The organism is Amycolatopsis stemonae (assembly GCF_054781455.1).
This window is the reverse complement of the sequence record NZ_BAAGUJ010000014.1, coordinates 205,648-223,965: the sequence shown is the minus strand read 5'-3', so window position 1 is coordinate 223,965 and position 18,318 is coordinate 205,648. Positions and strand designations below refer to the sequence as shown.

Here is an 18,318-nt window from a genome sequence, read left to right as displayed (position 1 = left end):
CCCAGCGAACACGACCGCAGGTCAGCCCTGCCCGGGTGGCTGCACTTCTACAATCACCACCGACCCCACTCATCCGTCGGAGGCAAGACACCCATCACCCGGCTGACCAACCTCCCCGGACATCACACCTAGCCGTCCGGGCCGCGTCCCGTTTGCCGGGTTAACCTGCTCCGATGACGGAACAGCCCGGCCGGAAGCGGGACGCGGCCGCGACGCGGCGGGCGTTGCTCGACGCCGCCGCGAGACTGTTCGCCGAGCGGGGTTTCGACCGGACCACCGTGCGGGACATCGCCGGGCTGGCCGGGGTCAACCAGTCGCTGCTCTTCCGCTACTTCGGCACCAAGGACGCCCTGTTCGAGGAGGTCATCGCCCGGTCCGGGCGCGAGCAGATCGCGACCACCCCGCCCGAGCAGCTCTTCAGCACCTCGCTGCGCAGCATGCTCGATCCCGAGGTGTCGGACCGCAACCGCAGCCTGCAGACGTACCTGCGGTCGTCGGGCAACGACAGCGCCGCCGCCGCGATCCGGCAGGAGCTCGGCCGCGAATACGCCCGGACCCTCGCCACGCTGACCGACGCCCCCGACGCCGAACTGCGCGCCGACCTCGCGCTCGCCTGGCTGCTGGGCATCGGGCTGGTCCGCGAGATCACCGGCAAGGAACCGCTCGCGAGCGCCGACCCGGAGCACATCTGCCGGCTCGTGCTGTCGGCGACCCGGACGCTGCTGGAGCGCACCGAGTAACCGCTGGACAGCGGCTCTACGGTCGGATCATGACGTTCCCGCCCGCGGCGACCGAGGCCGAGTTCGCCGCGCTCACCCGCGAAAGCCTGCTCCCGGCGGTCACGAACCTGCTGGGCCGCGGCGACGTCGTCCCGTTCGCCGAGGGCTCGCTGCCGGTGTACGCCGTGGGCGAGGACCTCGTCCTCAAGCTGTACCCGCCGCTCCACCGCGACGAACTCGCCACCGAGCGCACGATGCTCGAGGTGCTGCCCGGCGTCCTCCCGGCGCCGGAGCTGGAGAAGGCCGGCGAGCACGACGGCTGGGGCTGGCTGCTGATGCGCCGCCTGCCCGGCCGGACGCTCAAGGAAGCCTGGCCGTCACTGTCCACAGAGGATCGACGTCGCCTGATGCCCGAGCTCGGCGAGCTCCTGGCGACGCTGCACGCGGTCGACGACCCGCGACTGGCGCACCTCGGCCCCGCGAGCTGGACCGAGTTCGTGGCGGCGCAACGCGCGAAGGTCGTCGAGCACCACCGGCGCACGAAGCTGGACGAGGCGTGGGTGGCGCGGATCCCGGCGTTCCTCGACTCGGTCGACCTCGGCACGCCGCCGGTCGTGCCGCTGCACACGGAGTTCATGCGCGACCACGTGATGCTCGGCCCGGACGGCCGCATCACGGGCCTGTTCGACTGGGAACCGGCGATGCGCGGCGCGGCGGAGTACGACTTCGTGGCGGCAGGCCTGTTCATCTCGAGCGGCGACGGTGATCTGCTGGCCCGCCTGCTCGACGGTTACGGGCGGGAGATCGACCCGCGCCGCTGCCTCGCGTATGCGTTGCTGCACGTCTACAGCGACTTCAGCTGGTACTTCGAGGTCATGCCCGCACCCCCGGAGCCGACGCTGGACGCGCTGGCGACGGCCTGGTGGGGCTCAGGGCAGCGCGCGGCGCAGTAGCTCCGCCAGGTGCACCGGCGTCCGGCCGGATTCCTGGGCGATCTGGGTCCGGCAGCTGAACCCGTCGGACACCACGAGCGTGCCCGGCGACGCCTCGCGGATCGCCGGGAGCATGCGGTCTTCCGCCACCGCCTTCGAGACCTCGTAGTGGCCGCGCTCGAAGCCGAAGTTGCCTGCCAGGCCGCAGCAGCCCGAATCCAGGGTCGTGTTCCGGACGCCGGCCGCCGCCAGGGCGGACTCGTCGGGGCCGAAGCCCAGGACCGCGTGCTGGTGGCAGTGCACCTGGGTGATCGCGTCGACGTCCAGGTTCGCGAACGGGACCGGGGCGCGCTCGAGGAGTTCCGCGAACGTGAACGTCCGGGACGCCAGCAGGGACGCCCGCGCGTCGCCCGGCATGAGCGCCGGCAGGTCGCCGCGGAACAGCGCCGTGCAGCTCGGTTCCAGGCCGGCCACCTCGTAGCCGTCTTCGAGGTACGGCGCGAGCACCGCGAGCGTCCGGTCCAGGACGCGGCGGGCGACGCCGAGCTGGCCCGTCGACACCCACGTCAGTCCACAACAGACTCCGCGGTCCGGCAGCACGACGTCGTAGCCCGCGGCGGTCAGGACCTCGTGGGCCGCGTCGAGCACCGACGGCGTCAGGTAGTTGTTGAACGAATCCGGCCACAGCACGACGCGACGCTCCCCCGACGCCCGGCGCCGCAGGTCCGCCCGCGAAGACGTGAACGGCGAAGGCGGGAAGGAAGGCAGGTCGCGTTCCGGCGCGATCCCGCCGATCCGCTTCACCAGGCGCGCCACCGAAGACCGGCCGACGGCGTTGGCCAGGCGGGGCACCCGCGCGCTGAACCGCAGCCACAGCGGGAGCCAGCCCATCGAGTAGTGCGACGCCGGGCGCAACCGGCGCCGGTAGTGCTGGTGCAGGAACTCCGCCTTGTACGTCGCCATGTCGACGTCGACCGGGCAGTCCGACAGGCATCCCTTGCAGGACAGGCACAGGTCGAGCGCGTCGTGGACTTCCGAGGAGCGCCAGCCGTCGGTGATCACCTCGCCGTTGATCATCTCGGCGAGCAGGTGCGCACGGCCGCGCGTCGAGTGCTGTTCCTCGCGCGTCGCCCGGTAGCTGGGGCACATCACCCCACCGCCGCTGGTGTTGCGGCACTTCCCCACGCCGACGCAGCGCCGCATCGCCTGGCCGAAACTCCCGCGATCGTCCGGGTAGCCGAGGAAGACACTGTCCTCGAAGGACTTCGAAGTGGCCCGCACGCGCAGGTCCGCGTCGACCGCGCGCGGCGCCACCAGGATGCCGGGGTTCATCCGGCCGGCCGGGTCGAAGATCGCCTTGAACCGCCCGAAGACGGCCATCATCTCGGGGCTGTACATCCGCGACAGCAGCTCGGACCGCGCCTGGCCGTCGCCGTGCTCACCGGAGAGCGAGCCACCGTGCGAGGCGACGAGGTCCGCGGCCTCCTCCAGGAACCGCCGGAAGCCGGCGACGCCCGAAGCGGACAGCAGGTCGAAGTCCAGCCGCAGGTGCAGGCAACCTTCGCCGTAGTGCCCGTAGACGACGCTGCGCCGCCCGTGCGCCCGCATCAGCTCCTTGAACTCACGCAGGTACGCGCCGAGCCGCTCGGGCGGGACAGCCGCGTCCTCCCAGCCCGGCCAGGCCTCCGAGCCGTCCGCGAGCCGGGTCGCCAGCCCCGCGCCTTCCTCACGGATGCGCCACAGCCCGCGCTGCGCGGCCGGGTCGTCGACGATCGCGAAGCCGGTCAGTTCGAGCGACGCCGCCAGTGCCCGGGCCCGCTCGGCCGGGTCGTCACCGGCCAGCTCCACGAACAGCCACGCCCCGCCCGGTGGCAGCTCGCCCGCGCGGCCCGGCAGCATCGCGACGAGCTCGGCGTCGACGCCCTCGACGGTCAGCGGCGACCACGGCAGGATCGCGGGCACCGCGTCGGCCGCCGCGATGTCCGAGGGGAAGCCCAGCACGGCGAGCACGCGACGAGCGGGCAGCTCGGCCAGCTCGACCTCGGCTTCGAGCACCGTGACGCAGGTGCCCTCCGAGCCGACGAGCGCCTTCGCGACGTCGAACCCGTTCTCCGGCAGCAGGTGTTCGAGCCCGTAGCCGGACACCCGCCGCGGCCACGTCGAAAGTTCCTTGCGCAGCAACGCCAGGTTGTCGCGCACGAGCGCGCGCAGCTCGTCGAAGATCCGGCCCTCGGCCGGCTCGTCCGGTCCGACCCGCAGCCGCGTGCCGTCGTAGAGCAGGACGTCCAGCGAACGGACGACGTCGACCGTGCGGCCCCACGCCACCGAGTGCGAGCCGCACGCGTTGTTGCCGATCATCCCGCCGAGCGTGCAGCGGCTGTGCGTCGACGGGTCCGGGCCGAACCGCAGCCCGTGCGGCGCCGCCACCGCCTGCAGGTCGTCCAGCACCGTGCCGGGCAGCACCCGGGCGCGCCGCGTCGAGGGGTCGAGCGAGAGCACGCCGCCGACGTGCCGCGAAGTGTCGATCACCAGGCCCGGCCCGCAGGCGTTCCCGGCGACGCTCGTCCCGCCGCCGCGCGCGATCACCGGCAGGTCGCGCGCGCGGGCGGCGGCGACCGCGGCGGCGACGTCGTCGGCCGTTTCCGGCAGCACCACCCCGCTCGGCACGTGGCGGTAGTTGGACGCGTCGGTCGTGTACAGCGCGAGCGTGGCGGCGTCGGTGAGGATCTCCACACCCCCATTCAAGTGGACGGAGCGCGCCGGTACCTCTCCAGCCGGGTATGTCCGAAACCACATCGCGTGTGCGATCGTGGGCGCGTGACGGCAAAGGAGCACGTCGCCGACCACAGCGCCGTACTCGGCGAGCTGCTGCGCGAGCGGGAGAAGCTGCTCGGCACGCTCGACCGCGTCGCCGCGCTGCACGGGACCGCGCGCCTGATCCGCGAGACGGTCGGCGCGAAGGCCGGGTTCGTCGGCGAGCTCACCGGCCCGGGGCTGGCCGTGATCCGCTGGATGTCCGGCAACCGCACCGACGCCCTGCAGGACCTCGAGGTGCCGACGGGCCGGGGCATCGGCGGGCGGGTGCTGGCGCTGGGACGGCCGGTGCGCGTCACCGACTACGTCAGCTCGCCCGCGATCACCCACCACTTCGACGCCCAGGTGCGCGGCGAGGGCCTGGCCGCGATGCTCGCCGTCCCGATCGTCGCCCGCGGCGAAACGGTCGCCATCGCGTACGCGGCCATGCGCGAGCCCGCCGACTTCGGCGACGACGCCGTCCGGCGGATGGAGGAGGTCGCGCGGCAGGCCGGCACCGCGCTGCACCTGGCGAAGGTCGCGGAGACGGACCGGGCGTCCGCGGTGGCGGGCGAGCGCCTGCGGATGCAGAGCGCGCTGCACGACTCCGTCGGCGCGCTGCTGTTCTCCATCGGCGTCCAGGTGCGCGACCTGCACGCCGACGCGCTCGGCAACCCCGGCCTGGCGGAGCGGCTGCGCCGGCTCGAAGGCGACGTCTCGGCGGCGGCCGGGGCCCTGCGGGAGTCGCTGCTGGCGCTGGCGGAGTCGAGCCCGGAGCGGGCGCTGCCGGTCGAGCTGGCCGAGCACTGCCGGTCGTTCCAGGCGCGTTGCGGTGTCCCGGCGCGGTTCGTGCAGCTCGCGGCGGTGCCACCGCTGGACGCCGAACGGACCGCGCTCCTGGTGGCTGCGGTCCGCGAGGGCCTGCTGAACGTCGAGAAGCACGCCCGGGCCTCGACGGTGATCGTCAGCCTGATGCCCAGCGACGACGGGGTCCAGGTGGTCGTCGCCGACGACGGGACCGGCGCGACCGACGTCCCGGGCACCGGCATGGGCCTGCGGACCTTGAGCGGGCGCGCCCTGCGGCTCGGCGGCCGGGTCAGCCTCGTCCGCGACGAGGACGACGGCTGCACCCTGCGCGCCTGGGTGCCGCTGGTGCGGCCGTGACGCCCGCGACCGTCCTCGTCGTCGACGACCACCCGGTGGTCCGCGACGGCGTCAGCCTGCTCCTGCGCTCCGACCCGTGCCTGCGGGTGGCGGGCTCGGCGGAGTCGGGCCGGGCGGCGATCCAGCGGGTCGCGCAGCTGCGGCCGGACCTCATCCTGCTCGACCTGCGGCTGCCGGACATGCTGGCCCCGGAGGTGATCGCCGAGCTGCGGCACGTCCACCCGGCGGCGCGGATCGTGGTGTTCACCGCGCACGGCGACCACCAGGGCGTGCTGGCGGCGCTCGACTCGGGCGCGCACGGCTGCCTGCTGAAGGACGTCGCGGGCACGGACCTGGTCGCGGCGCTGCGCCGGGTGCTGCGCGGCGAGCGCGTCGTCGACCCGCGGATCCTGCCCGACGACGGGCAACGCTCGGACGCCCTCGCCCGCAGCGGCCTGACCCGCCGCGAGTACGAGGTCCTGCGGCTGGCCGCGCAGGGGCAGACGAACCCGGAGATCGCGGAGTCGACGGGCCTGGCCCGCAACACGGTCAAGACGTACCTGCAGTCGGCGCTGCACAAGCTGGGCGCGCGCAACCGCGTCGAGGCGATCGGGAAGGCCAGCGAAGCCGGGCTGCTGTGAGATCCTCCGACGGGTGAAGATCGACCTGCACACGCACAGCACGGCTTCGGACGGGACGACCCCGCCCGGCGAGCTGCCGCGGCTGGCCGCCGAGGCGGGGCTGACGGTGTTCGCCCTCACCGACCACGACACCTTCGCGGGCCTTCCGGCGGCCACCGCGGCCGCCGGGATCGAGGTGATCCCGGGCGTCGAGATCTCCTGCCGCCTCGACGACGCCGAGGTGCACCTGCTGGGTCTGTTCGTCGATCCCGGGCACGCCGCGCTGGGTGCGGAACTCGAGCTGATCCGCACCGACCGCGAGCGCCGCGGCGAGCGCATGGTCGAGCGGTGCCGCGAGCTGGGGGCGCCGATCACCCTGGCCCAGGTCCGGGAGATCGCCGGGGGCGCGCCGCTCGGGCGTCCCCACATCGCCGCGGCGCTGGCCGCCGCCGGCATCACCGACGCCTTCACGGCCGACTGGATCGCCGACGGCGGCCGGGCGGACGTGCCGAAGCACGTCCTGTCCACTGTGGACGCCATCGGCCTGGTCCGGTCGGCCGGCGGCGTGGCCGTGCTGGCCCACCCGCGGTCGGTGAAGCGCCGCGCTGCGGTCTCCGGCACGCAGCTGGCCCGGCTGGCGGAAGCCGGGCTCGCCGGGATCGAGGCCGACCACCCCGAGCAGCCGCCGGAGGTCCGGTCGGCGCTGCGCGAAGTGGCGGCCGACCTCGGGTTGCTCGTGACGGGATCGAGTGACTTCCACGGCGACCGCAAGCCCGTCCACCTGGGCGAATGCACGACGTCGCCCGAGGTGCTCGCCGCGCTCCGGGAGTCCGCCGTGTCCGTTTCGTAGCCGTCGGGGTCTCCAGGTGGGGGTATCGGGGAGCCGCCGCCGACCGCAGGATGACCGCCACCGACCGTGACTCACGTCACACGAGCGGAGGAGGCGGCTTGCGTCCTGGAGTGAGTACGTGCTGACCGTGCGTGGCCTGCGGGTGCGGTACGGCCGGTCGACGGCCGCCCTGCACGGGGTCGACCTCGATGTCTCCGCCGACGGGGTGCTGGCCGTCCTCGGCAGCAACGGCGCCGGGAAGTCCACCCTGCTGCGGGCCGTCTCCGGCACCCTGCGCATGCACCGGGGCTCGATCGAAACGGGCGAGATCCGGTACGACGGCCACGCGCTGGGCAAGCTCGACCCGGCGCGGATCGTCCGGCTCGGCGTCGTCGGCGTGCCCGAGGGGCGGCAGGTCTTCGCGCGGATGACCGTCGAGGAGAACCTGCGGGCCGGCGGCATCGGCGCCCGGACCGCCGCCGAACGCGCCACCGCCCGCGAGCGGGTCGACGCGCTGTTCCCCGTGCTCAAGGAACGCGCGAAGCAGCGCGCCGGGCTGCTGTCCGGCGGCGAGCAGCAGATGCTGGCGATCGGCCGCGCGCTGATGTCCGCGCCGAAGCTGCTGTTGCTCGACGAGCCGTCGCTGGGCCTGGCGCCGAAGGTCGTCGAGCAGATCGCCCGGACCGTCCGCGAGATCCACGAGCAGGGCACCGCGGTCGTGCTGGTCGAGCAGAACGCCGTGATGGCGCTCAACGTCGCCCAGCACGCCGTCGTGCTCGAAGTCGGCCGGGTCGCGCTCGCCGGGACGGCCGCCGAACTGGCCGCCAGCCAGGACGTCCAGCGGCTCTACCTCGGCGGGCACGCGGAATCGCAGGAGACCGCCGACGCCGAGGCGGAAACCGCCCGCGCGCGGCTCGCCGGGCGGAAGCTGTCGAGGTGGGCCGGATGACGCCGCCGGAGCTGCGCGTCGAGAGCGTGTCCCTGCGCTTCGGCGGGATCCGCGCCCTCGACGACGTGAGCTTCACCGTCGCGCCCGGGTCGTTGCACGCGCTGATCGGCCCGAACGGTGCCGGGAAGTCCAGCTGCTTCAACGTGATCAGCGGCCTCTACCGGGCGAACGCCGGCCGCGTGCGGCTCGGGGACACCGAGCTGACCGGGCTCGCGCCGCACCAGCTCGCCCGCCTCGGCGTCGGCCGGTCGTTCCAGAACGCCGCGCTCTCCCCGGGCTCGACCGTGCTGGACAACGTCATGCTCGGCCGGCACGCGCTGACCCGCGGCGGCTTCCTCGAGACCGGCCTGCACCTGCCGTGGACGGTCCGCGCCGAACGCCGGCACGCCGGACGCGCGCGGGAGATCTGCGCGTTCCTCGGCCTCGGCGCGGTCGTCGACGCCCCCGTGGGCGCGCTCCCCTACGGCGTTGTCAAGCGCGTCGACCTGGCCCGCGCGCTGGCCGTCGAGCCGGTGCTGCTCCTGCTCGACGAGCCCGCGGCCGGGATGAACGCGGCGGAGACCGCGGAACTGGCCGGCACGATCAGCGGGATCCGCGCCGAGCTGGGCATCTCGATCCTGCTCGTCGAGCACGACATGGGCCTGGTGATGGGCATCGCCGACCGCGTCACCGTGCTCGACTTCGGCCGCCGCATCGCCGACGGCACCCCCGCGCAGGTCCAGTCCGATCCGGACGTCATCAAGGCCTACCTCGGCACGGAGGCGGCGTGAACACCTTCCTGCAGCTCACGGTGAACGGCCTCGGCAAGGGCGCGGTGTTCGCGTTGCTGGCCCTGGGGTTCGTCATCATCTTCAAGGCCACCGAAGTGGTCAACTTCGCGCACGGCTCGCTCGTGCTCTTCGGCGGCTACCTCGTCGTGGTGACGCGGGACGCGCTGGGCTGGCTGGGCGCGTCGCTGGTCGGGATCGTCGCGGCCGGGCTGCTCGGCCTGCTGGTGGAGCGGCTGTTGCTGTCGCGCTCCCGGCACGCCGACGCGAACAGCCTGGCGCTGCTCACCATCGGCGTCGACGTGATCGTCACCGAGGAGATCGTGCGCCGCCTCGGCGTCACGCTGCCCTTCCTCGGCGACGCCTGGGACGCGAAGCCGTTCCAGCTCGGCGGGATCACGCTCTTCCGCACCCACCTGGTCGCGCTCGGCGTCGCCGCGGTGCTGATCACGGCGTTCTGGCTGGCCTTCAAGTACTCGAACTGGGGCGTCGCGATGCGGGCCCAGGCGGAGAACCGCGAAGCCGCCGCGCTGATGGGCATCCGCAGCTCCCGCGTCACCGCGACGGCGTGGCTGGTCGCGGGGCTGCTGGCCGGTGTCGCGGTCCTGTTCATCGCGACGCAGGACTTCTCCGGCGCCGGGCTTTCCCGCGGGACGCACTCGATCGCGCTGGCCGCGTTTCCCGCGGCGATCCTCGGCGGGCTCGACTCGACGGCGGGTGCGGTGGTCGGCGGCCTGGTCGTCGGCATCGTGGAAGCGCTCTCCGCGCAGTACGTCTCGTTCGACTTCTCGAAGAGCGCGGTGTTCCTGGTGATGCTGGTGGTCCTGGTGGTGCGGCCCTCGGGGCTGTTCGGCACGAGGGAGCGAACGCGTGTCTGAGAGCGCCGTGTCCGAAGTGGACGCACCACCCGCGGGCGAAACCCCGCCGCGGCCGGGACGCGGCCTGGCGAAGCTGGTGCGCACCGTCGCCTGGCTCGCCCTGCTGGTCGTCCTGCTCGCCCTGCCGCTCTACATCGACGCGGCCTGGCTGAAGGCCGGGCAGTACATGATGATCGGTGGCGTCGGCGCGATCGGGCTCACGCTGGTGGTCGGGCAGGCCGGGCAGCTTTCCCTGGCCCACGCGTTCTTCCTGCTCGCCGGGGGCACCGCGTACACCGTGCTGTCCGGGCCCACCGGCGACGACCGCGTCGTCGGCTTCGGCCTCGACCCCGGCCTGTCGCTGCTCGGCGCGGTGGTCGTCTCCGCGCTGCTGGGCCTGGCCTTCGCGCCGGTCGCCGGGCGGCTGCGCGGGATCTACCTCGGCGTCGCGTCGCTGGCCCTGGTGTTCCTGGGGCTCTACTTCGGACAGTCGGCCGAGGAGCTCACCGGCGGGACGTCCACCGGACGCGCCCCGGCGCCGTTCTCCCTGTTCGGCTTCCCGTTCACCGACGACGGACCGCAGCTTTCGATCCTCGGCGTGCCGATCCGGCAGGCCGAACGCACCTGGTACCTGTTCCTGCTGCTCACCGTGCTGGCGTTCGTGATCGCGCGCGGCGCGGTCCGCGGGCGGGTCGGCCGGTCGTGGCGGGCCGTGCGCGACAACGAGGCCGCCGCCGCGGTGATGGGCGTCAGCGTGCTGCGCGCCAAGGCGGGCGCGTTCGCCGTCTCCTCGGCCTACGGCGGCCTCGCCGGTGCGATGACCGTGCTGTGGTTCGACATCCTCAAGCCGGACGAGAGCGAGTTCGGCACCTACGGCATCAACGTGTCCATCGCCTACCTCGCGATGGTCATCATCGGCGGGCTCGGCTCGGTCCCCGGCGCGCTGGTCGGCGCGCTCATCGTCAACGGCCTGCCGCAGGTGCTCGCCCTGTATTCGGCCGACCTGGGCTGGTTCTCCGGCACCGGCGACGGCGCGCTGACCCCCGTGCTGGTCAGCTCGTTCGTCTACGGCGCCGCGATCATCCTCGTCGTGCTGTTCGAGCCGGGCGGGCTCGCCGCGATCGGCCGCCGGCTCACCCGTGCCCGCCGTCAACCCCCGGAGGAACCATGAAACGCACACACCTGGCGGCGGCGCTGGCGGCCGTCCTCGCGCTCTCGGCGTGCAGCACGAAGGCGAACGACGCTGGCTCGTCGGGCTCGGACAGCTCCGGCGTCAAGACCGGCAAGGGAGTGACGGCTTCCGAAGTCACCCTCGGCGTGATGACCGACAAGTCCGGCGTCTTCAAGAACCTCGGCCTCGGCGTCACGCAGGGCAACGAGCTGTGGGCCAAGGACTTCAACGCCGCCGGCGGCGTCTGCGGCCGCCAGGTGAAGCTCGAAGAGGTCGACCACGGCTACAAGGCCGACACGGCGAAGACGCTGTACCCGCAGATCGAGCCGAAGGTGCTCGGGTTCGTCCAGCTGCTCGGCTCGCCGGTGGTCGCCGCGCTGAAGCAGAACCTGGCCACCGACAAGGCCGTCGCCGCGCCCGCGTCGTGGTCGTCCGAGCTGCTGGACAACCCGTACGTGATGATCGTCGGCACCACCTACGACCTGGAGATGATCGACGGCCTCTCGTACCTGCAGGAGCAGGGCCTGCTCAAGGACGGCGACACGATCGGGCACGTGTACATCGACGGCGAGTACGGCAAGAACGGCCTGCGCGGCTCGCAGTTCTACGCCAAGAAGCACAACCTCACGGTCAAGGAAGTCAAGATCACCTCGACCGACAGCGACCTCACCAACGTCGTCACCGGGCTCAAGGGCGCCGGGGTCAAGGTGATCGCGCTGACCACCACGCCCGCGCAGACCGGGTCCGCGGTCGCGGCGAACAAGGCGCTCGGGCTGAACGTGCCGGTGCTGGGCAACAACCCGACGTTCGACCCGCAGCTGCTGAAGAGCCCGGCGGCGAGCGCGCTCGACAAGCTCACGGTCGTCGCCAGCAGCGTGCCGTTCTCGGCCGACCTGCCCAAGGCGAAGGACGTCGCCGCGAAGTACAAGGCCACGTACAAGGAAACGCCCAACGGCGGCGTCCCCTACGGCTACGCGGTCGGCGAAGTCTGGGGCGCGGTGCTGAAGAAGGCCTGCGACAACAAGGACCTCACCCGCGACGGCATCGCCGCGGCGCTGAAGCAGACGACGTCGGCGAGCACGGACAACCTGGTCGCGGCGCTCGACTTCTCGAAGCCGGGCACGCCGGCCACGCGCCAGGTGTACGCGGCGACCCCGGACGCCACCGCCGAGGGCGGCGTCCGGTACGTCAAGCCGCTGTTCGAAGCGCCCGAGGCTAAGGAGTACGTGGCGCCGCACCAGAAGTGAGCCGCCGCTCGGCCAGCGCGGCCGCCTCCGCCAGCGGGGTGGTCGCGTGGGCCTTGGCGGCCTCCAGGAGGTCCGTGACGGTCTGCTCGATCGTCTCGACGCGGGCGAGCGCGGCTTCGTGGTCCAGGCCTTCGGCTTCGCGCGAGAGCGTGTAGACGACCCCGCCCGCGCTCGCCACGTAGTCCGGGACCCAGAGGACGCCGCGCGCGGCGAGGTCGTCGGCCACGGAGTCGTCGGTGAGCTGGTTGTTGGCCGGGCCGACGACCACCGGCGTGTCGAGCCGGGCCACCGTCTCGGGGCTCAGCACCCCGCCGACGGCCGCCGGGACGACGACGTCGGCCGTCAGGGTGAGCGCCTTCTCGGGCTCGGCCCAGGTCAGCCCGCTGCTTTCGGCGTCCGCGCGCTTCGCCGGGTCGATGTCGGAGACGACGACGTCCGCGCCGCCCGCCCGCAGGCTCGCCGCCAGGTGGGCGCCGACCGAGCCGTAGCCGCTGATGACGATCCGGCGGCCGGTCAGGTCCGGCGAGCCGCCGGCGGCCCGCAACGCGGCGAGCACGCCGAGGGCCGTCGGGCCGCTGGAGGAGCCGGTGCCGCCCGCGGACTCGGGCGCGCAGAGCGCGAATGCCGAGACCTCGCGCAGCACCAGCATGTCGGCCGGGCCGGTGCCGACGTCCGGGCCGGCCAGGTAGGTCCCGCCGAACTCGGCGACCAGGTCGGCGTGGTCGAGCAGGACGTCTCGGCGCTCCTCCGGCGACAGCAGGCGCCCGGGTTCCAGGGCGATCACGCTCTTGCCGCCGCCGAAGGCGAGCCCGGCGACGGCGCACTTCGCCGTCATCGCGGCCGACAGGCGCAGCACGTCGTCGACGGCGTCGGTCAGCGTGGCGTACGGCTTCAGGCGGCAGCCGCCGGTGGCCGGGCCGAGGACGGTCGAATGGATCGCGACCATCGTCGTGACACCGGAACGACGGCCCCGGCGGGCGACGAGTTGCTCATGTGCGGTCATGTGGAGTGAAGTTAGAGTGATTGTCGGCGATATCGGCAAGTCTCCGAACGAAATTCGGATTCGGCAGGGAGGTCCGGGTGCTCGACGAACTTGATTCGGCGATCGTGCGGCAACTGCAGCAGGACGCGCGGCAGACCAACCGGGACATCGCCCGGAAGGTCGGCATCGCGCCCTCGACGTGCCTCGAGCGCATCCGGCTGCTGCGCGAACGCGGCGTCATCCGCGGCTACCACGCCGACATCGACCTGGCGAGCCTCAACCGCGGCGTCCGGGCGCTCGTCACGGCGCAGGTGCGGCCGTTGAGCCGGGCCGTGATCGATTCCTTCCAGCGTTCGATCGCGGACCTGCCGGAGGTGCTCTCGGTGTACGTGACCGCGGGCAGTGACGATTTCCTGATCGAAGTCACCACGCCGGACATCGACGCCCTGCACGCTTTCCTGACCGACCGGCTGGCCCTGCGCCGGGAGATCGTCGGCTTCCGCACGTCGATCGTTTTCCGCCACCTGCGCAAGACGATGCTTGAACCGCTCACGTAGGGGTATCCGGGGATCACCCGGAAAGGACGCGACACACCCCTAAGTGAAACCCTCGAAATACCCCTGTTCGCACGCTGAGAGGCGAAAACTGTCGGTGGTGGGCGGTCTAATGAGCAGGACGGGAAGGAGGCTCCGCCATGATCACCGAACTGAACCACCGTGAGCGGGCCACATTGAGAGCCGTGGCCGGGGGCCACGCCGAGATCAGCTGCAGCTGCGAGCCCGACCTGTTCATCGACGGCCTGAGCTGCTGCGACCAGTCCACCGTGCACCGGCTCGCCCGGCTCGGCCTGATCGCGCCCGCCCGGCCCGGCAAGTGCGGGGACCGCGTGCCCGCGCTGCTCACCGAGGCCGGCACCCTCGCACTCGGCGCGGAGTTCGCTCTCGCCGCGTAAACGCGTTGCCACACACTGGGGTCCCTGACAGCATCACCCGATGCACGTATTCCTCGAAACCGAGCGGCTGATCCTCCGCCGGTTCACCGAGAACGACGCCGACGCGCTCTTCGCGCTCTACGACGACCCCGCCGTGATGAAGTACCTGAATGGGGGCCGGCCGGCGGACCGCACCGAGATCGTCGAACGGGATCTCCCCGCGTTCCTCGGTTACTACGAGCGTTTCCCCGGCTACGGGTTCTGGGCGGCGATCGAGAAGAGCAGCGGCGTTTTCCTGGGGTGGTTCCACTTCCGCCCGCGCCCGCAGGACCCGGCCGACGAGCCGGAGCTTGGCTACCGCCTGCACCAGGCGGCCTGGGGCAAGGGCTACGGCACGGAAGGCTCGGCGGCCCTGCTCGCGAAGGGGTTCACCGAACTGGGGGTCCGGCGCGTCACGGCGTTCACCATGACGGTGAACAAGCGATCCCGGCGCGTCATGGAAAAACTGGGGATGACGTTCGTCCGCACGTACTTCGAGGAGTTCGCGGAGCACGAGCGCGCCCCGGGCAGTGAGCACGGCGAAGTCGAGTACGCGATCACCCGCGAGCAATGGCTTGTCGTGAGTGGTCAGGGCGGTGAGCACCGCCCTGACCACTCACGACCGGCGGGTCAGCGGTAGACCTCGAACTCGTAGATCCGGGCCGCGCCGTTGCCGTCGTTGGCCGGGGTCGTGATGTTCAGCTTCACGTACCGGGCCGACCGCGTCGCGATCGGGCTGTAGGTGCGGCTGGCCCGCGAGCCGGTCACCGACGCGACCGTCGTCCAGTTCGAGCCGTCGGTCGACGTCTGGATCGTGAACGCGCCGGTGTTCCAGGCCGTCGTCTCCCCGCCCAGGCCGGCGTGCTTGACCACGAACGACGACACGTTCTGCGCCGACCCGAGGTCCACCTGCAGGAACTTCGTGGCGGCCGTGGTGCAGAACTTGCTGTTGCCCGCCAGGCTGCCGTCGACGGCGTTGGCCGCGCTCTCGGCGGAGTTGCACGTCGCCGAGCCCGTGGCCGCCTTGCCCTGCGCCAGGTTCGTGCCGAGGTCCGGCGCGGCCGGCGGCGGCGTGAACCCGTCGTTGTACGACGGCGGGACGTCCGAGGCGCTCGTGCCCCAGGCGCTCGGCGACGAGCCCATCGTGAAGTCCAGCGTCGACGCGCCCGCGATGTCGCCGTAGCGGATCCACGACTTGGTCGTCGCCGTGCCGTTGACGCTCGCGCTCTGGACGTACTGGGCCCCCTGCCCGGCACCGGAACCGGTGATCTGGATCGTGCCGCTCGGGCGCACGATCGCCACCGCCGGGAACAGCGGGCCGTGCAGGGCCAGGACGTCCGCGCCCGGCGTCGACGGGTACATGCCCAGCGCGGCGAAGACGTACCACGCCGAGGTGGCGCCGAGGTCGTCGTTGCCGGGCAGGCCGCCCGCGCCGGTGGTGAACGACTCGTTCATCACGCGCCGCACCGCCGAGCTGGTGCCCTGCGGGTGGGCGGCGTAGTTGTACGCCCACGGCACGCCGTGCTCGGGCTCGTTGCCGATGTAGAAGTACGGCTGGGTCAGGCCGCCGTTGAGCTGGGTGAAGTGGTGGTCCAGCCGCTGCACGGCGGTCTTCGCGCCGCCCATCAGGTTGATCAGGCCCTGGTAGTTGTAGGGCACCATCCACGTGTACTGCGACGGGTTGCCCTCGGTGTAGCCGCTGTTGCTCGACGGCACCACCGGCCAGGCGAACGTGCCGGTGCTGCCCCGCGGCTGGATGTAGCCCGAGTCGGGGCCGTACACGTTCTGCCACCACTGGGCACGCTGCATGTAGGTGCTGTACTTCGTGGTGTCGCCCAAGGCTTTCGCGAACTGCGCCACCGCGAAGTCCGACGCCGAGTACTCGAGCGAGTCCGACGGGTCTTCGGTGATGTAGTGCCGGCTGACGTACCCGGACTGGCGGCCGCGGATCGCCTGCCCCTGCGCGGTTCCGCCGTTGGAGCTCTTGTCCATCAGCGTCAGCGCGGCCGCGGTGTCGAAGCCGCGGACCCCGAAGGCGTACATGCTGCCGACGATGATCGGGCCGGGGTCGCCGGTCATCACGAAGTGCTCGTTGTTGTTGTGCGACCACTTGGGCAGCAGCCCGCCCTGCTGGCCGTCCAGCACCATCGACTTCGCGATGTCACTGGCTTCCGCGGGGGCGATCAACCCGATCAGCGCGGCCCACGAGCGGTAGATGTCCCAGCCGGAGTAGTTCTGGTAGACGGTGTGCGACGCCGTGTGGATCGCCTGGTCGAACCCGCGGTACTGGCCGTTCGTGTCGCTGGCGATGTTCGGGTTCTGGAAGACGTGGTACAGCGCCGTGTAGAACTTCTGCAGGTCCGCGGCCGCGCCCCCGGTCACCTGCACGCGGTTGAGGATGCTGTTCCAGCTCGCGTCGGCCGCGGCGCGCGTCCCGGCGAAGTCGAAGCCGGGGGTCTCGGCGGCGAGGTTCGCCTGCGCGTTCGCCAGGCTGACGAAAGAAATCCCGACCTTCGCCTGCACCGTGGCGTTGCTCGAGGTGTCGAAGGTGACGTAGCCGCCGGAGTTCGTGCCACTCGTGCTCGACGACCCGGCGCTCACCGTGCCGCCGAGCCAGGTGCCGAACCCGCTGGGCGCGCGGTCGAACTGGATCACGTAGAAGATCTGGTACGTCTTGGAAGAGCCGCAGAACCCGCCGCCGGTCACCGATCCGGTGAGCTGGCTGCCACTGATGCTGATGGATCCGGTGCGGCTGCCGGTGGCGCTGCGGCCGGTGTTGACGAGCAGCCGCGCGGACGTCGTGTTCGGGTAGGTCAGCTTCATGAAGCCGGACCGCTTGGTGGCCGACAGCTCGACGGACGTGTTGTAGTTGTCGAGCTTGTTCTTGTAGTAGCCGGGCGCGGCCGACTCGTTCGCCTTCGTGTAGCGGCCGGCGTACCCCGTCCACCCGGTGCCCGGCGACGTGCCGATGGCGCCGGTGATCGGCAGCAGGCCGAGGTCCTCGTTGTTGGGGCAGCCCGCGCCGTTGAAGTGGGTGAGGCTGAACTCCTCGATGCTGGTGTCGCTGTAGCGGTACCCCGACGGCGACGCGGTCGGGGTGTCCGGGCTGAACTGCACCATCCCGAACGGCACGACGGCGCCCGGGTACGTGCTGCCGCCGGCGCCCCCGGGCACCGGGTTGGGCGAGTTGCTGTTGTCGGTGCCGATGAAGGGGTTCACGTACTGGGTGAGGGCGAGGTCGGCGGCTCCCGCGGGTGCGGGCAGCGTGGCGAGCCCCGCGCTCGCGAGGATGACCGCGAGCGCGGCCCCGCGCAGCCGTCTGGCCAGTGGTCCGGACATGGAACCTTCCCTCCTAGTCGCACGCTTCCGCCGCGCGACAACGTTGCCGGGCGCTGGGCAAGGTGGTGACAACGTTGTCAGCGCGGGACACGCTGCGCCGTCAACGTCTCGGGGATCGAAGTGGTACCGCAGAACTCGGGGGACGACATGGTGCCACGGCGGAACCCGGTCGCGGAAGCACCGAAAGTCCGTTGTGCGCCAACCGGTTCCGGCACCGGACCACCCGGCCCCGGTGGACCACCCACCGCCGTGTCGACTTTCAATCACGCGAGTCGACCCTTCACGCACACGCGGCGAAGCCCCGGCCGTGACGGAGAAGCCATCACGCGTGATTGAAGGGTCGAACGGCCTCAGGGGACGGTCACCCAGGTCTCGCCGAGCTCGGTCGTCGAGGCTTCGCCGTTGGTCAGGTCGGCCAGCCAGCTCGTGAAGTCCTCGGCTTCGGCCGGGGCCAGGCCGATCTCGAAGCGGGCCAGCGCGTCGAAGCGGGTTGCGTGCACGAGGTAGCGGGACGCGCGCAGGTCGTTCTCGAAGCGGCCCGCGCGGTCGTAGCTCACGGCCACCTCGACCAGCCTGAGACGCCGGTGTTCTAGTACACCAACACCTTCCAGGGCGTCCGAAACGGACTGACCGTACGCGCGGATCAGCCCGCCCGCCCCCAGCAGCACGCCGCCGAAGTAGCGCGACACCACCGCGACCGTGTCCGTGACTTCGCGGCGCCGCAGCACCTCCAGCATCGGCGCGCCCGCGGTGCCCGCCGGCTCACCGTCGTCACTGGACCGCCGGGTTCGCCCATCAGGCCCCAAAACGAACGCGTGACAGTGGTGCCGCGCCCCGGGTTCGGCGCGACGGCGGGCCGCGATGAACTCGCGCGCGGCCTCTTCCGACGTCACTGGTGCGAGCGCGCAGAGGAACCGGGAGCGCTTGATCTCGAGCTCGTGGACCGCGGATCGAGCCACGGAGAGATAACGATCAGTCATCGGACGAGTCCGCCATGCGT

Annotated in this window: 18 protein-coding genes; 14 read left to right on the top strand and 4 right to left on the bottom strand. The window is 72.0% G+C overall.

Going from position 1 to position 18,318, the window contains the following annotated elements:
- From ACYVLJ_RS37880 to ACYVLJ_RS37870, 3 genes are all read left to right on the top strand, one after another.
- Positions 1 to 132: integrase core domain-containing protein (locus ACYVLJ_RS37880; RefSeq protein WP_460442282.1), on the top strand; the 132-nt coding region annotated here is incomplete at its 5' end.
- Positions 133 to 173: 41 nt separating this feature from the next.
- On the top strand, positions 174 to 740 hold the full coding sequence (locus ACYVLJ_RS37875) for a TetR/AcrR family transcriptional regulator (protein WP_460442273.1): 567 nt from the start codon (positions 174 to 176) through the stop codon (positions 738 to 740).
- A gap of 29 nt (positions 741 to 769) precedes the next feature.
- Positions 770 to 1,672 carry a phosphotransferase family protein gene (locus tag ACYVLJ_RS37870; RefSeq protein ID WP_460442272.1) on the top strand — a complete coding sequence of 301 codons (903 nt, stop codon included), beginning with the start codon at positions 770 to 772 and terminating at the stop codon, positions 1,670 to 1,672.
- On the opposite strand, the gene ACYVLJ_RS37865 is transcribed toward ACYVLJ_RS37870, so the two are convergent.
- A complete protein-coding gene (locus ACYVLJ_RS37865) occupies positions 1,649 to 4,384 on the bottom strand; it encodes an FAD-binding and (Fe-S)-binding domain-containing protein (RefSeq protein WP_460442271.1) in 2,736 nt (911 codons plus the stop codon). The two genes, ACYVLJ_RS37870 and ACYVLJ_RS37865, sit on opposite strands and share 24 nt — an antisense overlap.
- Before the next feature lie 84 nt (positions 4,385 to 4,468).
- Between ACYVLJ_RS37865 and ACYVLJ_RS37860 the strand changes: the two genes are divergently transcribed.
- The 8 genes from ACYVLJ_RS37860 (at position 4,469) to ACYVLJ_RS37825 (ending at position 12,027) form a co-directional block, all read left to right on the top strand.
- Entirely contained in the window at positions 4,469 to 5,608 is a 1,140-nt protein-coding gene (locus ACYVLJ_RS37860; protein ID WP_460442270.1) for a GAF domain-containing sensor histidine kinase, read from the top strand.
- A complete protein-coding gene (locus ACYVLJ_RS37855; RefSeq protein WP_451986582.1) occupies positions 5,605 to 6,228 on the top strand; it encodes a response regulator in 624 nt (207 codons plus the stop codon). Before ACYVLJ_RS37860 ends, ACYVLJ_RS37855 begins: the two co-directional genes overlap by 4 nt.
- 13 nt (positions 6,229 to 6,241) lie before the next feature.
- The gene (locus ACYVLJ_RS37850; protein WP_460442269.1) at positions 6,242 to 7,057 is read left to right on the top strand and encodes a PHP domain-containing protein; all 816 of its coding nucleotides are present in this window, start codon (positions 6,242 to 6,244) and stop codon (positions 7,055 to 7,057) included.
- Between the two features lie 118 nt (positions 7,058 to 7,175).
- On the top strand, positions 7,176 to 7,985 hold the full coding sequence (locus ACYVLJ_RS37845; RefSeq protein ID WP_451986578.1) for an ABC transporter ATP-binding protein: 810 nt from the start codon (positions 7,176 to 7,178) through the stop codon (positions 7,983 to 7,985).
- Positions 7,982 to 8,755, top strand: coding sequence for an ABC transporter ATP-binding protein (locus ACYVLJ_RS37840; protein ID WP_451986576.1), 774 nt, complete (start codon positions 7,982 to 7,984; stop codon positions 8,753 to 8,755). The genes ACYVLJ_RS37845 and ACYVLJ_RS37840 overlap by 4 nt, the downstream gene beginning before the upstream one ends.
- A complete protein-coding gene (locus ACYVLJ_RS37835) occupies positions 8,752 to 9,630 on the top strand; it encodes a branched-chain amino acid ABC transporter permease (protein WP_451986574.1) in 879 nt (292 codons plus the stop codon). The genes ACYVLJ_RS37840 and ACYVLJ_RS37835 overlap by 4 nt, the downstream gene beginning before the upstream one ends.
- A gap of 64 nt (positions 9,631 to 9,694) precedes the next feature.
- Positions 9,695 to 10,780, top strand: a complete 1,086-nt coding sequence (locus tag ACYVLJ_RS37830; protein ID WP_460442281.1) for a branched-chain amino acid ABC transporter permease — start codon at positions 9,695 to 9,697, stop codon at positions 10,778 to 10,780.
- Entirely contained in the window at positions 10,777 to 12,027 is a 1,251-nt protein-coding gene (locus tag ACYVLJ_RS37825; RefSeq protein ID WP_451986572.1) for an ABC transporter substrate-binding protein, read from the top strand. The genes ACYVLJ_RS37830 and ACYVLJ_RS37825 overlap by 4 nt, the downstream gene beginning before the upstream one ends.
- Here the strand turns inward: ACYVLJ_RS37825 and ACYVLJ_RS37820 are convergent.
- A complete protein-coding gene (locus tag ACYVLJ_RS37820; RefSeq protein ID WP_460442268.1) occupies positions 11,996 to 13,030 on the bottom strand; it encodes a Glu/Leu/Phe/Val dehydrogenase dimerization domain-containing protein in 1,035 nt (344 codons plus the stop codon). The genes ACYVLJ_RS37825 and ACYVLJ_RS37820 overlap by 32 nt on opposite strands.
- A gap of 77 nt (positions 13,031 to 13,107) precedes the next feature.
- Here ACYVLJ_RS37820 and ACYVLJ_RS37815 point away from each other — a divergent pair, with 77 nt between their 5' ends.
- From ACYVLJ_RS37815 to ACYVLJ_RS37805, 3 genes are all read left to right on the top strand, one after another.
- Positions 13,108 to 13,566, top strand: a complete 459-nt coding sequence (locus tag ACYVLJ_RS37815) for an Lrp/AsnC family transcriptional regulator (protein WP_460442267.1) — start codon at positions 13,108 to 13,110, stop codon at positions 13,564 to 13,566.
- Between the two features lie 137 nt (positions 13,567 to 13,703).
- Positions 13,704 to 13,961 (top strand): hypothetical protein, encoded by a 258-nt coding sequence (locus tag ACYVLJ_RS37810; protein WP_451986568.1) that lies wholly within the window; start codon positions 13,704 to 13,706, stop codon positions 13,959 to 13,961.
- A 40-nt stretch (positions 13,962 to 14,001) separates the two neighbouring features.
- Complete coding sequence (locus ACYVLJ_RS37805; RefSeq protein WP_460442266.1) at positions 14,002 to 14,619, top strand: GNAT family N-acetyltransferase; 618 nt, start codon at positions 14,002 to 14,004, stop codon at positions 14,617 to 14,619.
- Here ACYVLJ_RS37805 and ACYVLJ_RS37800 read toward each other — a convergent pair.
- Positions 14,610 to 17,318: a GH92 family glycosyl hydrolase gene (locus ACYVLJ_RS37800; protein ID WP_460442265.1), complete on the bottom strand. Its 2,709-nt coding sequence runs from the start codon at positions 17,316 to 17,318 to the stop codon at positions 14,610 to 14,612. The genes ACYVLJ_RS37805 and ACYVLJ_RS37800 overlap by 10 nt on opposite strands.
- Before the next feature lie 350 nt (positions 17,319 to 17,668).
- A complete protein-coding gene (locus tag ACYVLJ_RS37795) occupies positions 17,669 to 18,298 on the bottom strand; it encodes an IMPACT family protein (protein WP_460442264.1) in 630 nt (209 codons plus the stop codon).
- Between the last annotated feature and the right edge of the window lie 20 nt (positions 18,299 to 18,318).

Bases quoted from the DNA above. Each gene is read 5' to 3' on its own strand.
- ACYVLJ_RS37840 (WP_451986576.1), top strand. From the start codon at position 7,982: ATGACGCCGCCGGAGCTGCGCGTCGAGAGCGTGTCCCTGCGCTTCGGC.
- ACYVLJ_RS37810 (WP_451986568.1), top strand. From the start codon at position 13,704: ATGATCACCGAACTGAACCACCGTGAGCGGGCCACATTGAGAGCCGTG.
- ACYVLJ_RS37800 (WP_460442265.1), bottom strand. From the start codon at position 17,318: ATGTCCGGACCACTGGCCAGACGGCTGCGCGGGGCCGCGCTCGCGGTC.
- ACYVLJ_RS37870 (WP_460442272.1), top strand. From the start codon at position 770: ATGACGTTCCCGCCCGCGGCGACCGAGGCCGAGTTCGCCGCGCTCACC.
- ACYVLJ_RS37795 (WP_460442264.1), bottom strand. From the start codon at position 18,298: ATGACTGATCGTTATCTCTCCGTGGCTCGATCCGCGGTCCACGAGCTC.
- ACYVLJ_RS37820 (WP_460442268.1), bottom strand. From the start codon at position 13,030: ATGACCGCACATGAGCAACTCGTCGCCCGCCGGGGCCGTCGTTCCGGT.
- ACYVLJ_RS37875 (WP_460442273.1), top strand. From the start codon at position 174: ATGACGGAACAGCCCGGCCGGAAGCGGGACGCGGCCGCGACGCGGCGG.
- ACYVLJ_RS37825 (WP_451986572.1), top strand. From the start codon at position 10,777: ATGAAACGCACACACCTGGCGGCGGCGCTGGCGGCCGTCCTCGCGCTC.
- ACYVLJ_RS37805 (WP_460442266.1), top strand. From the start codon at position 14,002: ATGCACGTATTCCTCGAAACCGAGCGGCTGATCCTCCGCCGGTTCACC.